Source organism: Demequina capsici (genome assembly GCF_032102965.1).
Taxonomy (GTDB): Bacteria; Actinomycetota; Actinomycetes; order Actinomycetales; family Demequinaceae; genus Demequina; species Demequina capsici.
The window spans coordinates 1627796-1643219 of record NZ_CP134880.1 but is presented as its reverse complement, the minus strand read 5'-3'; the positions used below and the strand labels follow the sequence as shown (position 1 = coordinate 1643219).

Genomic DNA, 15424 nt, shown 5'->3' with positions numbered 1-15424 from the left:
GTCGGCGCGTCCGAGGCGACGAGCGCCCCATCCGGCTGTTAGCATTGAAGCCCGTGGAGCGAACGAGATTCTCGTCCAATACGGACCATGTCACCCGGCACATCTTCGTCACGGGGGGCGTCGTCTCCTCCCTGGGGAAGGGCTTGACGGCTTCCAGCCTCGGCCGACTTCTCCGGTCGCGCGGACTGCGTGTCACGATGCAGAAGCTGGACCCCTACCTCAACGTGGATCCGGGCACGATGAACCCGTTCCAGCACGGCGAGGTCTTCGTGACCGACGACGGCGCGGAGACGGACCTCGACATCGGCCACTACGAGCGATTCCTGGACGTGAAGCTCTCGGCCAACGCGAACGTCACCACGGGTCAGGTGTACTCGCAGGTGATCGCCAAGGAACGCCGTGGTGAGTACCTGGGCGACACCGTGCAGGTGATCCCGCACATCACCGACGAGATCAAGCGTCGGATGCGCGAGCAGGCCGGACCGGACATCGACGTGATCATCACCGAGATCGGCGGCACGGTCGGCGACATCGAGTCGCAGCCGTTCCTCGAGGCCGCGCGCCAGGTGCGCCACGACGTCGGCCGCGATGACGTGTTCTTCCTCCACGTCTCGCTGGTTCCCTACATCGGTCCGTCCGGCGAGCAGAAGACCAAGCCGACCCAGCACTCCGTGGCGGCGCTGCGGTCCATCGGCATCCAGCCCGACGCGCTCGTGCTGCGCTCCGACCGTCCCGTGCCGCAGTCCGTCAAGAACAAGATCGCACTGTTCTGCGACGTCGATGCGGACGCCGTGGTAAACGCGATCGACGCGCCCAGCATCTACGACATCCCGAAGGTGCTCCACTCCGAGGGCCTCGACGCGTACGTGGTGCGTCGCCTGGATCTGCCGTTCCACGATGTCCAGTGGGGCGCATGGGACGACGTGCTGCGGCGCGTCCACCACCCGGCTCACGATGTCGAGGTCGCGCTCGTGGGCAAGTACATCGACCTGCCTGATGCCTACCTCTCGGTGAGCGAGGCGCTTCGCGCCGGCGGCTTCCACCACAACGCGCGGGTGAAGATCCGCTGGGTTGCCTCGGACACGTGCCAGACGGAGGAGGGCGCGGAGAAGGCGCTCGCGGGTGTGGACGCGGTGCTCGTGCCTGGTGGTTTCGGCGTGCGCGGTGTGGACGGCAAGATCGGGGCCCTTCGCTGGGCCCGTGAGAACAAGGTGCCGACGCTCGGGATCTGCCTCGGCCTGCAGACGATGGTCATGGAGTACGCGCGCAACGTGGTGGGTCTCGACGGTGCATCGAGCTCGGAGTTCGACGCCGATACCAAGCACCCGGTCGTCGCGACGATGGAGGAGCAGCTCGCGATCGTCGATGGTCAGGGCGACCTGGGAGGCACGATGCGCCTCGGCGAGTACAAGGCGGTGCTCGTTCCCGGATCGGTGGTGGCAGAGACCTACGGCACCACCACTGTCGGCGAGCGACACCGTCATCGCTACGAGGTCAACAACGCCTACCGGGCGCAGCTGGAGGAGGCGGGCCTGGTCGTCTCAGGGGAGTCGCCGGACCGGTCGCTCGTCGAGTTCGTTGAGCTCCCGCGCGACGTCCACCCGTACTATGTGTCGACGCAGGCCCACCCTGAGTTCCTGTCGCGGCCTACGAAGGCCCACCCGCTGTTCGCTGGGCTGATCGGCGCGGCGCTCGCGGTACGCGAGCACGCTGCCGACCAAGCAGCCGTCGCGGGCGCCTGACCCGTGGTCGGCTCCGGCGACCTGGCGGACAGGCCCGGACCGCGGCCGGTGCTGGCCACGCATGAGCGGTTCCATGGCAAGGTGTGGGACGTGGCGAGCGACGAGGTGGACCTGGGGGAGTCCGGTGTCGTCGTCCGCGACTATCTGAAGCACACCGGGGCTGTCGTCATCGTCGCGATGAATGACGACGGTCTCGTATACCTGGTCCGCCAGTACCGACACCCCGTGGGCGCCGAGTGCTGGGAGCCGCCTGCCGGTCTGCTCGACATGCCAGGGGAGTCCCCCGTCGCTGCTGCTCGTCGAGAGCTGGCCGAGGAGGCCGACCTCATCGCGGCGACGTGGCACACGCTCGTCGACTACTACCCGTCCGGTGGTGGTACGTCTGAGGCCGTGCGGATCTTCCTCGCACGGGGCATCTCCGAGGTACCTGAGGACCAACGCCATCAACGCGAGGCCGAGGAGCGCGACATGATCGGCGCCTGGGTGTCCCTGGATGACGCGGTGGCCGCGGTCCTCGACGGACGTATCCATGCTTCATCGGCAGTGGCTGGGCTGCTGGCTGCTGATCGCGCGCGTCGCAGCGGCTTCGCATCGCTGCGTTCCGCAGATGCCCCGTGGGTGCGTCCTGGCGCCACACGTCTGGTGCGGTGACCGAAACTCATCCAGCCGCGGCAGGGCGAGACGGTCGACCGTCGTCACGAGCTGACGACCTCCGGGGTGAAATCCGCTGCGCGGAGGGCATCGAGCACCTCGCTCTGGTGGTTCGGGCCGCGGGTCTCCACGCTCACCTGCAGCACCACGTCGTTCAGCGTGAGCCCCATGTCGTGGCGAGTGTGAAGCACCTCGATCACGTTGGCACCCACGGCGGCAAGCACCTCCGCCACCCGTGACAGTTGACCTGGGCGGTCAGGCAGCGGTACCCGGAGGGTCATGTAGCGGCCTGAGGCCACAAGGCCGTGCGCGATGATCCTCTGCATCAATAGCGGATCGATGTTCCCGCCGGACAGCAGGGCGACGGTCGTTCCAGTCGGCTCGATGAGTCCGCCCAGGATCGCTGCGATCGGCGCCGCCCCTGCCGGTTCGACGACGAGCTTTGTCCGCTCGAAGACGGTGAGGACCGCTCTCGCGAGGTCGTCCTCCTCGACGACGACGATCTCGTCGACCAGATCCCTCACCAGGGGGAACGTGATCTCGCCGGGCTTCGCTACCGCGATCCCGTCGGCGATGGTCGCGCCACGTTCGATCGCCACGGGGTGTCCGGCGGCGATCGACGGGGGGTAGGCCGCGGAGGCCGCTGCCTGGACCCCGACGACCTTGATCTCCCGCCTGGCCCTGGCGCCGAGCTCCTTGACCGCCACCGCGATCCCGGCGATGAGGCCCCCGCCGCCGATAGGGACGATGATCGTCTGCGCCTCGGCGACGTCCTCGATGATCTCGATCCCGAGCGTGCCCTGGCCTGCGATGACATCCGCATGGTCGAACGGGTGGATCATGACCGCGCCCGTACGCTCGGCATGTTCAGCGGCGCCCGCCAGACAGTCCTCGACCGTGGTGCCGGTCGTGATGACGGTGGCTCCGTAGCTCTTGGTGGCGAGCAGCTTGGGCACTGGAGCGCCGAGCGGCATGAAGATGGTGGCGTCGATTCCGAGCTGCTGCGCGGCGAAGGCGACGCCCTGCGCGTGGTTGCCTGCGGATGCGGCCACGACGCCACGGGCGCGCTCCGCGTCGGTGAGGCGGGACAGGCGATAGGTGGCGCCCCGCAGCTTGAAGGAGCCCGTGCGCTGCAGGTTCTCCAGCTTCATGTACGTGGGGACCCCTAGGAGGCCGCTCAGGTAGGTGGCCTGGTCCACAGGCGTGTGCTGCGCCACCCCGGCGATCGTCCGCGCCGCATCCTCGATGTGGGCGAACGTCACCTCATGCTGTGTCATCCCTGTTCCTGTTCTGCTTTCGTGAGGTAGAAGAAGGCGGAGTGCGCTGCGGTGAGCGCGGCCGCGCCCAGCAGGTGCGTGCCCACGATGACCTCGGGCAGACCCGTGAAGTACTGGACGTACCCGATCGCCGCCTGCGCGAAGGTGATGGCGACGAGGACGATCCATGCCTTGCGGACCTCGTCCCGGTCTCCTGCGGAGCGATCGCCGCGGAGCCTGTAGACCAGTAACAGGAGCACGGCGACGAACGCCCATACGACCATCGCGTGGATCTTGGCCACGTGGGCAGGGCTGAGCGCGAGCCTGTCTGTCGCATCGGCGTCGCCGGAGTGGGGGCCGGCGCCTGTGGTGAGGACTCCCATGAACAGGACCCCGATGAGCAGAGCGACCGAGATCCAGCGGAGCGTCGCGAGCGGCGCGCCTGCGCGACGAGGCGCACGACGGTACGTGAGCGCGAGCCAGACCGCCTGCCACACGAGCAGCATCGACAGCAGAAGGTGCGGTGCCACGACAAGCGGATTGAGTTGCACGAGCACCGTGATCCCACCGAGGACGGCTTGCGCGATGACGCCCAGCCCGGGCACGAGGCCCCACCACTTGAGATCGGAGCGCGAGTTCCAGACTCCGATGGCGAGCAGGATCGCCACCACGAGGAGGACGCCGGTGAGCGTGCGGTTGCCGAACTCGATGAAGGGATGGATGCCCGACGCGGAGTGGGCCTCGGGGGTGAACTCGCCCGGCTCGCACTGCGGCCACGTGGAGCAGCCGAGGCCGGAACCGGTGAGCCGGACTGCTCCGCCTGTGACGATGATGCCGGACTGCGTCACGATGTTCGCGATGGTCAGACCGCGGGTGTGGCGCCCGAGGAGGCCTGCACTGCTGCGCCAGAGACGGACTGGGAACGGCTTCGCCGCCGCGGCGGGGGACTGGTCGGTCGTGCTCACCCGGCAAGTCTAGGGGCGAGGGCCTTCGAGGCATCGACGGCGGAGCCCGCGAACACCAGGTTAGGTGTCCCTTGCTTGCGAGGAAGTTTTTAATGAACCAAAATGTTTCCTAATTGCTTGACGGCACACGGCCGGCAGGCTTCTCCACGGTGAGAAGGGGCCACGCATGCATGCTGACACCACACGCGACCGTGTGCTCAGCCTCATCGTCACGGCAGGACCGATCACCGCCGCCTCGCTCGCGTCCGAGCTCAGCCTGACGGCTGCGGGCGTGCGGCGGCACCTGTCGACCCTGATCGGCGACAGGCTGATCGTCGATCACGAGCAGCCGGGCCCGAACGTGCGCGGACGCGGGCGCCCCGCCAGGTCGTTCGTCGCCACCAACCACGGCCAGGAGTCGCTCGCCTCGGACTCGTCCGCCGTCGCGGTCGACGCGGTCCGCTTCATGCGCGATCACGGTGACCTCGAGGCGTTCGTCGAGTCCAAGGCATCCGAGCTCGAGTCAGCGATCGCGCCCACCGTTCCCGCAGGCGCCCCGATGCCCCAACGCGTCGAAGCCGTCGCAGCAGCGCTCGGCGTGAGGGGTTATGCGACCTCAGTTCGTCCGGGTCCCGGCGGCTACACCCTCCAGCTGTGCCAGGGCCACTGCCCTGTGCAGGAGATCGCGACCGAGGCCCCCGAGTGGTGCGAGGCGGAGACTCGCGCCATCTCGCGTCTTCTCGACGTCCACGTGCAACGGCTGTCCACCCTCGCGGGTGGGGCCCACGTGTGCACCACCACCATCCCCGTCGCCCCGGCGGCCACCAAGGAAGGTTGACCATGAGCACCCCTACAGATAATGCCCCGGCGCAGACCGACGACGAGATCATCGCGTCCATCGGGGGCTACGAGTACGGCTGGCACGACTCGGACGCCGCCGGCGCGATCGCTAAGCGCGGTCTCAATGAGAACGTCGTGCGCGAGATCTCGGCGCTGAAGAACGAGCCCGAGTGGATGCTGAACACGCGCCTGAAGGCGCTCAAGCTGTTCGGCAAGAAGCCCATGCCCAGCTGGGGCTCCGACCTCACCGGCATCGACTTCGACAACATCAAGTACTTCGTGCGCTCCACCGAGAAGCAGGCGACCAGCTGGGAAGAGCTTCCTGAGGACATCAGGGCGACCTACGACAAGCTCGGCATCCCGGAGGCGGAGAAGCAGCGCCTCGTGGCCGGCGTCGCCGCGCAGTACGAGTCCGAGGTGGTCTACCACCAGATCCGCGAGGACCTGGAGGAGCAGGGGGTCATCTTCCTCGACACCGACACTGCGCTCAAGGAGCACCCGGAGCTGTTCGAGCAGTACTTCGGCACCGTCATCCCGTCGGGAGACAACAAGTTCGCCGCGCTCAACACCGCCGTGTGGTCCGGCGGATCCTTCGTGTACGTCCCGCCGGGCGTCCACGTCGAGATCCCGCTCCAGGCCTACTTCCGCATCAACACGGAGAACATGGGCCAGTTCGAGCGCACGCTGATCATCGCCGACGAGGGCTCCTACGTGCATTACGTCGAGGGCTGCACGGCGCCCATCTACTCGTCCGACTCGCTGCACTCCGCGGTCGTCGAGATCATCGTGAAGAAGAACGCTCGCGTGCGCTACACGACCATCCAGAACTGGTCGAACAACGTGTACAACCTCGTGACCAAGCGCGCGACCGCCGCCGAGGGCGCCACCATGGAGTGGGTCGACGGCAACATCGGCTCGAAGGTCACCATGAAGTACCCGGCGATCTACATGCTCGGCGAGCACGCCAAGGGCGAGACGCTGTCCATCGCCTTCGCCGGCGAGGGTCAGCACCAGGACGCGGGCGCCAAGATGGTGCACGCCGCCCCGAACACGTCGTCGTCGATCATCTCGAAGTCCGTCGCACGAGGCGGAGGCCGCACCTCGTACCGCGGCCTTGTGCAGGTGCTCGAGGGCGCGAAGAACTCCAAGTCCAACGTGCTGTGCGACGCGCTGCTCGTGGATCAGATCTCGCGCTCCGACACGTACCCGTACGTCGACGTCCGTGAGGACGACGTGCACATGGGGCACGAGGCCACCGTGTCCCGCGTGAGCGAGGACCAGCTGTTCTACCTGATGTCCCGAGGCATGGAGGAGACGGAGGCCATGGCGATGATCGTGCGCGGGTTCGTGGAGCCCATCGCGCGCGAGCTCCCCATGGAGTACGCCCTCGAGCTGAACCGCCTCATCGAGCTCCAGATGGAAGGATCCGTCGGTTGACCGTCACCGATCACACCCGAGCAACCGCCGACGCCGCGCACAGCCACGGCATCGGCTCCACCGTTCCCGACGCCTCGCGGGCCGACCGCCCCACGTCCTTCGACCCTGAGGTCTTCGGGGTGCCGAACGGCCGTGAGGAGCAGTGGCGGTTCTCCGCGCTCAAGGACCTCGCGCCGGTCCTGTCGCTCACAGGCGGCGACGGCCACCTGGCGTGGGACGTCCCGCCGCTACCCGCAGGGGTCGACCTGTTCGACATGGCCACCGAGGACGCGCAGGCACGCTCCGTGCGTGCCCCCGGTGACAGGGCCTCGGCGGTGGCCGTCGCCCGCTCCGGCGGCGCGAAGGTGCTGCGCTTCGACGCCAACACGATCGTCGACGAGCCGATCGCGATCACCATGACGGGCGCCGGAGACGACGTCCGTGGCCACGTCCTCATCGAGGTGGGACCGGGCGCCGAGGCGACCGTCGTCCTCACGCGCAAGGGCGACGCGACCTACTCGGAGTTCGTCTCCGTTGACCTGGGCGACAACGCCGGCCTCAACCTCGTCCTGCTGCAGCAGTGGGACGACGAGGCCGTCCACGCCGGAGAGGTCGTCGCCCGTCTGGGGCGCGACGCGCGCCTGCGCGGCTCCGTCGTCACCCTGGGCGGACGCGCGGTGCGTCTCAACACCTCCGCCGCGTTCGCAGGCGAAGGCGCCTCCATCGACCTGTTCGGCCTGTACTTCGCCGACTCGGGTCAGCACCAGGAGCACCAGCTCTTCGTCGACCACGCCGTGCCCCGTTGCACGTCCCGCGTCACCTACAAGGGCGCGCTCGCCGGCAAGTCGGCGCGCACCGTGTGGATCGGCGACGTGCTGATCCGTGCCGAGGCCGAGGGCACGGACACCTACGAGCTCAACAGGAACCTCGTCCTCACCGACGGGGCACGCGCGGACTCCGTCCCGAACCTGGAGATCGAGACCGGCGAGATCGAGGGTGCGGGCCACGCGTCCGCGACCGGCCGCTTCGACGACGAGCAGATGTTCTACCTGCGGTCACGCGGAATCTCCGAGGACGAGGCCCGCAAGCTCGTCGTGCGCGGCTTCTTCGCCGACCTGGTCCGCGAGATCGGCGTGCCCGAGGTCGAGGAGGGCCTCATGCGCGAGATCGAGCTGGAACTGGAGCACATCGAGGAGGACGAGTGAGCGAGCAGGTCGCCTGCAACGTCACCGACGTCAAGCCCGGGACGGCGCTGCTGGCCGAGCTGACGCTCGCGGACGGCTCCGAGCAGCCGTTCGCCATCGTCCGCGCCGAGGACGGCGAGTTCTACGCGATCGACGACACCTGCACCCACGGTCAGGTCTCCCTCTCCGAGGGCGACGTCGAGGGCTGCGAGATCGAATGCTGGGCGCACGGCGGTCGCTTCGACTTCCGCACCGGCGCCGCGACGGAGCTTCCCGCCCTGTCGCCCGTGAAGGCGTACCCCGTCCGAGTCGACGGCGAGCTGGTGCTCGTCGACATCGACAACCCCAAGACCCCCCAGGCTTCCTGACACAAGGAGAACCCCGAATGAGCACTCTAGAGATCAAGAACCTCCACGCCTCCGTGGAGACCCCCGACGGCACCAAGCAGATCCTCAAGGGCGTCGACCTGACCATCAGGTCCGGAGAGACGCACGCGATCATGGGCCCGAACGGCTCCGGCAAGTCGACGCTCGCGTACTCGATCGCCGGCCACCCGAAGTACACCATCACGGAGGGCAGCGTCACGCTGGACGGCGAGGACGTGCTGGCGATGACCGTCGACCAGCGTGCCAAGGCCGGCCTCTTCCTGGCTATGCAGTACCCGGTCGAGGTTCCTGGCGTGTCCGTGTCCAACTTCCTGCGCACCGCCAAGACGGCAGTGTCGGGCGAGGCCCCCAAGCTGCGCCAGTGGGTGAAGGACGTGAAGGTGTCGATGGACAACCTCCGCATGGACCCGGCCTTCGCGGAGCGCAATGTCAACGAGGGCTTCTCCGGCGGTGAGAAGAAGCGCCACGAGATCCTCCAGATGGAGCTCCTCGAGCCGAAGATCGCGATCCTCGACGAGACCGACTCCGGCCTGGACGTCGACGCGCTGCGCATCGTCTCCGAGGGCGTGAACCGCATCAAGGACAACACGGGCCTGGGCGTCATGCTGATCACGCACTACACGCGCATCCTCAACTACATCAAGCCTGACTACGTGCACGTGTTCGTCAACGGCCGCGTCGCAGAAGAGGGCGGGCCTGAGCTCGCCGAGCGCCTCGAGAACGAGGGCTACGACCGCTTCCTGGTGGACGCGTAACCCATGCTTCCCGACCTGCGTGACGACTTCCCGCTCCTGGCCCGCACGGTCAGGAACGGGAAGCCGCTCGCATACCTCGACTCCGGTGCGACCGCGCAACGCCCGCACACGGTGCTGCATGCCATGGACGAGTTCGACCGTCTTCACAATGGCGCCGTCGCTCGAGGCGCCCACCTGTTGGCGGAGGAGGCCACCGAGGCGTTCGAAGGTGCTCGTGCCTCGGTCGCTCGACTCGTGAATGCGTACCGCCCCGATGAGATCGTCTGGACCGAGAACGCGACCGCCGCGATCAACCTCGTAGCGAACGGCATCGGCAACGCGTCGGCCGGTCAGGGCGGTGCCGAGTCGGCACGCTTCCGCATCGGTCCCGGCGACTCGATCGTCGTCACCCAGGCGGAGCACCACGCGAACCTGATCCCGTGGCAGCAGCTAGCCGCTCGCACCGGCGCGACGCTCCGGTGGATCGAGCTGGACGACGACGGTCGTCTGCGACTCGAACAGCTCGCCACCGTCGTCGACGGGACGACGAAGGTGGTCGCGTTCACGCACGCGAGCAACGTCACCGGCGTGATCACGAACGTCCCGCCGGTCGTCGCGCGGGCTCGCGAGGTCGGCGCGCTCACGGTGCTGGACGCCTGCCAGTCGGTGCCGCACATCCCGGTCGACGTGCAGGCGCTCGGGGTCGACTTCGCGGCGTTCTCCGGTCACAAGATGCTCGGGCCGACCGGCATCGGAGCTCTCTGGGGACGCAAGGAGCTGCTGGACGTGCTCCCGCCGTCGGTCTTCGGAGGCGGAGCGATCCAGATCGTCACGCTTGAGGAGACCACCTGGCACGAGGCTCCGACGCGCTTCGAGGCGGGCACGCAGCCTGTGACGCAGGCGGTCGGCATGGGCGCCGCGGCGGAGTACCTCATGGGTCTCGGCATGAAGGACGTCGCGGCACACGAGCGACGGATCGCGCAGATCATCCGCGAGGGCGCCGACGCGATTCCCGGCGTGCGGCTGCTCGGTCCTGTGGGCGATCCGGACGCCGACGACGTGCTCGGTCTTGCCGCGGTCGTCGTCGACGGCGTCCACGCGCATGACGTCGGCCAGGTGCTCGACGACCAAGGGATCGCGGTGCGGGTGGGCCACCACTGCGCCCAGCCCCTTCACCGGCGCTTCTCCGTCACGGGATCGACCCGCGCGAGCGCCCACGTGTACACGACCGAGCAGGACGCGCTGCGGTTCCTCGACGCGCTCGCCTCGGTCCGAGACTTCTTCGGAGTGCATGCATGAGCAGCCTTGAGCAGATGTACCAGCAGGTCATCATGGACCACGCGCGTGCCCGTCACGGGGCTGGGCTCGTGGACCTCGACCTGCCGGCCGTGGGGGAGTCCCACCAGGTCAACACGACCTGCGGCGACGAGGTGACGCTGCGCGTCGGACTCGACGGCGGCAGGGTCTCGTCGGTGCACTGGGAAGGCCAGGGGTGCTCCATCTCGCAGGCGTCCGTCTCGGTCCTCACCGAGCTCGTCGAGGGCCACAGCCTCGAGGAGACCGACGAGGTGTACGAGGCTTTCCGCGCGCTTATGGGCAACCGCGGCGAGGACCTCGGCGACGACCGGGACGACATGCTTGGGGACGCCGGCGCCTTCGTGGGCGTCGGCAAGTATCCTGCCCGTATCAAATGCGCCCTGCTGGGCTGGATGGCGCTGCGCGATGCGATCGCGCATGCGCAGGCAGCCGAGGGCGCGGAAGGAGAGACGCATGGCTGAGACCACCGCACCGTCCAACGCCGCGGACGTCGAGGAGGCGTTGCGCGACGTCATCGACCCCGAGCTCGGCATCAACGTCGTCGACCTAGGCCTGGTCTACGGCGTCCAGCTCGACGAGAACCGTCATGCGGTCATCGACATGACGCTCACGTCCGCGGCCTGCCCGCTGACCGACGTCATTGAGGACCAGGCGTCGCAGGTGCTGGCCGGCCTCGTCGATGGCTTCCGCATCAACTGGGTGTGGATGCCGCCGTGGGGTCCGGACAAGATCACCGACGACGGTCGCGAGCAGCTGCGCGCGCTCGGGTTCAACGTCTGACCCGCCTCGGGGCGATGAGCAGCGCGTGAGCGCGACCCATGTCGTCCTGATCCGCGGCATCAACGTCGGCGGCAGCAACAAGGTGCCCATGGCCGAGCTCCGCGCGTCGCTCCAGGCGGCGGGGCTCAGTCAGGTTCGGACGTACATCCAGTCCGGCAACGTCCTCGTGGACGCGGGCGGCATGCCGTCGTCGTCGGTGAGCTCGCTGGCGGAGCGTGTCCTTCTGGACCGCTTCGGCGTCGAGACCGTCGCGGTCACCGTCTCGGCCCGCATGATGCGCCGTGCGGTGTCAGAGGCCCCCGAGGGCTTCGGCAGCGACCCTGGCGTGTACCACTGCGATGTCGCGTTCCTTCGTCCCGGCATCGACATGGCCGACGCGGTCGCGGCCTTCTCCGTGAGGGACGGCGTCGACACCCTCTGGCAGGGCGACGCGGTCGTGTACTTCCAGCGGCTCAGCGCACAGCGCACGAGATCCCGGCTGTCCCGCGTGATGAGCACCCCGCTGTACAAGCACATGACGATCCGCAACTGGCGGACCACGACCACAGTGGCGTCGATGCTCGACGCGTGAGCGACCCCGACGCCATCCTCAGAGGGTGATCGTGCGGGTGGCGAGCGCCACGGCCGCGGCGGCCGCGCCGGCGACGCTCACGGCGCACAGTCCGATCTCCCACGTGGAGAAGACCTGCATCCCGCGCTCCCGCCTGGCCCACACGTACAGGATCGACGCGGGTGCGTACACGAGCAGCGCGAGCAGCAGGTACTTCATGCCGGCCGCGTACACCAGGTATGCGGTGTACACCACGGCGACCGCGGCGATCGCGACCGCACCTGACCAGCGGCGGGGGCCGAGCGCCTCCTTGAGCCCGAATCCTGCGGTGAGCAGATAGGGAAGCAGCGCGAGCGTGCTGGTGAGCGCGAGCGAGAAGTCGAAGGCGCTCGCCGAGAAGTGGGTGACGAACAGGAAGGCCTGCGTCGCCACCGACGTCGCAGTGAGCGCCGCGATCGGCACACCCTTCGCGTTGACACGGCTCAGGAGCCGAGGAGCGTCGTCCTGCCTCGCCGCCTCGAACAGCACCTCTGAGGCGAGGAGCGACCACGCGAGGTAGGCACCGAGCACGGACACGGCGAGACCGATGCCGATGAACCAGCCGCCCCACGGACCGACCACCGCCTGGAGCACGCCCGCCACGGACGGCTGCCTGAGCCCAGCGAGCTCGTCTCGCGGCATGACTCCGTACCCGAGCATCGTCACGACGACGAAGAGCGCGAGCACCGTCAGGAATCCCAGCACCGTGGCTCGGCCGACGTCCGCTCGGCGACGCGCGTAGCGCGAGTAGACGCTCGCCCCCTCGACCCCGAGGAACACGAACACGGTGACGAGCATCGTCGCCCGCACCTGTGCTGCGATCGGCCCGAGCACCGCGGTGTCACCGCGGAGATTCGCGACGAAGACGTCCCAGGAGAAGCCGCCAGCCGCGACGATCACGACGAAGAGCACCAGCGGCACAATCTTGGCGACAGTGGTGATCGCATTGAGAAGAGCCGCCTGCGACACTCCTCGGGCGATGACGAGGTGGAAGGTCCACAGGCCGATCGTGCCGAACGCAAGCGCCCAGAGGGTGTCGCCCTCTCCGAACGCGGGGATGAGTGCACCGAGCGTGGACGAGAGCAGCACCCAGTAGGTGACGTTGGCGATGCATGCCGACGCCCAGTACCCGAACGCGGAGAAGAAGCCGACGTAGCTTCCGAAGCCGGCGCGGGCATAGGCGACGATGCCCGAGTCCAGGTCGGGGCGGCGCACGGCGAGCCTCTGGAAGACGAAGGCAAGCATGAGCATCCCGCCGCCGGCGACGCCCCAGGCGAGGGCGGCACCGACCACGCCCGCGGACGCGGCGAACGACGACGGCAACGAGAAGACGCCCGCTCCGACCATCGAGCCGACCACCATGGAGGCCAGCACGGGCATCGGCATGGTGCGTGGTCGATCCTGGGCGATCGTCATCGCGTGGAACCCCCTGAGTGGATGAAGGGGACTACGGTAGCGGCGCCGGCCCGCGAGCGCCTGACCCCTGGTGGAGAACGTTAGCCCGCGCGGCGCTGACGCGCCCTGCGGGACGACACTGCACGCCTCGCGCGCCGCGATTGCGGGATCTCCTCGGTGAGCTCGTCTGAGTGGTCCTCGGTCGCCTCGTCGGCGATGCCCCGGGCGTGGAGCGCCTGGCCGAGGTCCACGGCGAAGCCGACCGTGCGCGTTGCGGCGGGCACCAGGATCGCACGCGGGGAGCGTTCGGCGCCGCGCGCCATCGCCGCTTGGCGCGACTGGCCCAGAATCTGAATCATCTCGGGGATCAGGCGGATGAGCAGGGAGAACATCAGGCCTATGGTCTCGTGCGGGACGAATCGCCTGAGGGGACGCAGCAATCCGGAGATGAGGTCCAGCATCTCGGACATCGGCGTCGAGCTGGAGACCGCGAGCGCGAGGAACACGACCGTGAACAGGTCGGTCGCGATGTCGAGGCCCAGCCGCAACTCGCCGCGCCACAGCTGGTACCCGGCCGCCATCGCGGCGAAAAGCGTGGTCCAGAGGATGGCCTTCAGAGCGACCTTCCACGGCGGCATCGTGGACAGGTAGAGGGCCAGCGAGGCTGCCGCGAACGCCAGGCCGGTGGCCACGTCCTGCACCAGGACCATGAGCACGGAGACCGCGGCGAGCAGCAGCACCTTGAACCACGCGGGAGCGAGGTGCAGGGGGGTGCGCAGCGGGCGGTAGTTCCCGAGCGTCGGGTTCATGCGCGCTGTGCCTGCTCGGGGCGGCCGAAGATGAGGTCGCGATAGAACTGGACGGCATCGCCGGGTGCGCCGTCGAAGGCGACCCGACCGGAATCGATCACGAGCGTCCGCTCGGCACGCATGGCGCTGTCGAGGTCGTGCGTGACCTCGATCAGCTGCACGGGGAGCGATCTCAGCAGGGCACCGACGTGTCCACGCCACTTCAGGTCGAGCAGGGTGGTCGGCTCGTCGGCGACGATGATGCTGGGCGCCACCGCGAGCACGCCTGCGAGCGCGAGCAGCTGGCGCTGCCCACCTGAGAGGGCGCTGACGGCGACGTCGGCGCGATCGGCGAGCCCGAGCGCGTCGAGTGCCTCGAGCGCAGCGCGCATCCGCGCGTCACGGCCCTTCACGGTGCGCCGCAGCGACAGCATCACGTCCTCGGCCGCGGTGGGCATGATGAGCTGCGCCGACGGGTCCGTGAACAGGAAGCCCACCATGCGCCGGACCTCACGCCCGTGCTTGTGGGTGCTCTTGCCCTCGACGGTGACAGTGCCCTCGGTGGGCATCACCAGGCCGTTGATGAGCCGTGCCAGCGTGGACTTCCCCGAGCCGTTGGCTCCGATGACGGAGATGTGGCGCTCACGCAGCGTCAGGGTGGTCGGCTCAAGGATGGTGACGCCCGAGTCCGGCGCGACGACTGTCGCGTCCTCGAAAACGATCATGCGAACAGACTAGGCGGTTGCGGCATCGACCCGCGCCGCGTCCCGCCGCCTGGTGGCAGGAAGCAGACCCGGGTAGGAGCGGTGGACGGCCCACGCGACGAATGCGGAGGCGACGACCTTGATCACGTCGCCGGGGAAGAACGGTGCCATCGCGATCAGGAGATCCCGCGGCGCGACGTCGAACCGGACGCCCACCCAGCCCCAGCCGATGAGGTTGATGACGATGAGCGAGCCGACGGCGCAGGCGAGCAGGAGCGTCGGCAGGGAGAGCCTTCCGCGCCTGCGCGCCGCGCGTGCGATCCATCCGGTCGCGAAGGCGCCGGCGACGAAGCCCGCGAGGAACCCTCCGGTGGTGCCCGCCCAGACTCCGAGCCCGCCGACGTGCCCGGCGAAGATCGGCGCGCCTGCGGTGCCGACCGTCAGGTACAGCAGGACGGCGGCACTGCCGCGCCATGGACCGAGGCAGGCACCTGCGAGGATCACCGCGAACGTCTGGAGCGACAGCGGCACTCCGACCGCCAGCTCGAAGGAGGGGACAAGCGTCGACGCGGCGATCAACGCGGCGAAGACTGAGACGAGGGCCACGTTGGGCCCGGTGAAGTGCTTGTGCAGCGCCATCTGAACTCCCGGGGATAATGGTTGGCGGCCACGATAGCGTTGCTACAACGAACTGCGCC

17 protein-coding genes are annotated in these 15424 nt (G+C 68.5%); 11 read left to right on the top strand and 6 right to left on the bottom strand.

All coding sequences use genetic code 11. From position 1 onward, the window contains the following. The first annotated feature begins 44 nt into the window (after positions 1-44). The gene (pyrG, locus tag RN607_RS07895) at positions 45-1742 is read left to right on the top strand and encodes a CTP synthase (protein WP_376784138.1); all 1698 of its coding nucleotides are present in this window, start codon (positions 45-47) and stop codon (positions 1740-1742) included. Between the two features lie 3 nt (positions 1743-1745). Then, entirely contained in the window at positions 1746-2393 is a 648-nt protein-coding gene (locus RN607_RS07890) for an NUDIX domain-containing protein (protein WP_376784137.1), read from the top strand. 44 nt (positions 2394-2437) lie between these two features. Here RN607_RS07890 and ilvA read toward each other — a convergent pair whose 3' ends face one another. Together ilvA and RN607_RS07880 are read right to left on the bottom strand one after the other, a co-directional pair. Next, entirely contained in the window at positions 2438-3670 is a 1233-nt protein-coding gene (gene ilvA / locus RN607_RS07885; RefSeq protein WP_313541673.1) for a threonine ammonia-lyase, read from the bottom strand. Continuing rightward, positions 3667-4614 carry a COX15/CtaA family protein gene (locus RN607_RS07880; RefSeq protein WP_313541670.1) on the bottom strand — a complete coding sequence of 316 codons (948 nt, stop codon included), beginning with the start codon at positions 4612-4614 and terminating at the stop codon, positions 3667-3669. The genes ilvA and RN607_RS07880 overlap by 4 nt, the downstream gene beginning before the upstream one ends. 166 nt (positions 4615-4780) lie before the next feature. Between RN607_RS07880 and RN607_RS07875 the strand changes: the two genes are divergently transcribed. From RN607_RS07875 to RN607_RS07835, 9 genes are read left to right on the top strand one after another with little or no spacing between them, the layout of a single operon-like run. Next, the gene (locus tag RN607_RS07875; protein WP_313541668.1) at positions 4781-5431 is read left to right on the top strand and encodes a helix-turn-helix transcriptional regulator; all 651 of its coding nucleotides are present in this window, start codon (positions 4781-4783) and stop codon (positions 5429-5431) included. A 2-nt stretch (positions 5432-5433) separates the two neighbouring features. Beyond that, positions 5434-6870, top strand: coding sequence for a Fe-S cluster assembly protein SufB (gene sufB / locus RN607_RS07870; RefSeq protein ID WP_313541666.1), 1437 nt, complete (start codon positions 5434-5436; stop codon positions 6868-6870). Beyond that, positions 6867-8054, top strand: a complete 1188-nt coding sequence (gene sufD, locus RN607_RS07865; RefSeq protein WP_313541663.1) for a Fe-S cluster assembly protein SufD — start codon at positions 6867-6869, stop codon at positions 8052-8054. The genes sufB and sufD overlap by 4 nt, the downstream gene beginning before the upstream one ends. Continuing rightward, the gene (locus tag RN607_RS07860) at positions 8051-8401 is read left to right on the top strand and encodes a non-heme iron oxygenase ferredoxin subunit (RefSeq protein WP_313495995.1); all 351 of its coding nucleotides are present in this window, start codon (positions 8051-8053) and stop codon (positions 8399-8401) included. Before sufD ends, RN607_RS07860 begins: the two co-directional genes overlap by 4 nt. A 17-nt stretch (positions 8402-8418) precedes the next feature. Beyond that, positions 8419-9174, top strand: a complete 756-nt coding sequence (gene sufC / locus RN607_RS07855) for a Fe-S cluster assembly ATPase SufC (protein ID WP_313541660.1) — start codon at positions 8419-8421, stop codon at positions 9172-9174. A 3-nt stretch (positions 9175-9177) separates the two neighbouring features. Continuing rightward, the gene (locus tag RN607_RS07850) at positions 9178-10452 is read left to right on the top strand and encodes a SufS family cysteine desulfurase (protein ID WP_313541657.1); all 1275 of its coding nucleotides are present in this window, start codon (positions 9178-9180) and stop codon (positions 10450-10452) included. Next, positions 10449-10931, top strand: a complete 483-nt coding sequence (gene sufU, locus RN607_RS07845) for a Fe-S cluster assembly sulfur transfer protein SufU (RefSeq protein ID WP_313495991.1) — start codon at positions 10449-10451, stop codon at positions 10929-10931. The genes RN607_RS07850 and sufU overlap by 4 nt, the downstream gene beginning before the upstream one ends. Beyond that, complete coding sequence (locus RN607_RS07840; protein WP_313495990.1) at positions 10924-11250, top strand: metal-sulfur cluster assembly factor; 327 nt, start codon at positions 10924-10926, stop codon at positions 11248-11250. The genes sufU and RN607_RS07840 overlap by 8 nt, the downstream gene beginning before the upstream one ends. A gap of 25 nt (positions 11251-11275) precedes the next feature. Continuing rightward, a complete protein-coding gene (locus RN607_RS07835) occupies positions 11276-11821 on the top strand; it encodes a DUF1697 domain-containing protein (RefSeq protein ID WP_313541655.1) in 546 nt (181 codons plus the stop codon). An 18-nt stretch (positions 11822-11839) separates the two neighbouring features. Here RN607_RS07835 and RN607_RS07830 read toward each other — a convergent pair whose 3' ends face one another. From RN607_RS07830 to RN607_RS07815, 4 genes are all read right to left on the bottom strand, one after another. Continuing rightward, entirely contained in the window at positions 11840-13255 is a 1416-nt protein-coding gene (locus RN607_RS07830; protein ID WP_313541652.1) for a basic amino acid/polyamine antiporter, read from the bottom strand. Between the two features lie 80 nt (positions 13256-13335). Further along, the gene (locus RN607_RS07825; protein WP_313541649.1) at positions 13336-14043 is read right to left on the bottom strand and encodes an energy-coupling factor transporter transmembrane component T family protein; all 708 of its coding nucleotides are present in this window, start codon (positions 14041-14043) and stop codon (positions 13336-13338) included. Further along, positions 14040-14747: an energy-coupling factor ABC transporter ATP-binding protein gene (locus RN607_RS07820; RefSeq protein ID WP_313495982.1), complete on the bottom strand. Its 708-nt coding sequence runs from the start codon at positions 14745-14747 to the stop codon at positions 14040-14042. Before RN607_RS07820 ends, RN607_RS07825 begins: the two co-directional genes overlap by 4 nt. Positions 14748-14756: 9 nt before the next feature. After that, entirely contained in the window at positions 14757-15365 is a 609-nt protein-coding gene (locus RN607_RS07815; protein WP_313541647.1) for a biotin transporter BioY, read from the bottom strand. Between the last annotated feature and the right edge of the window lie 59 nt (positions 15366-15424).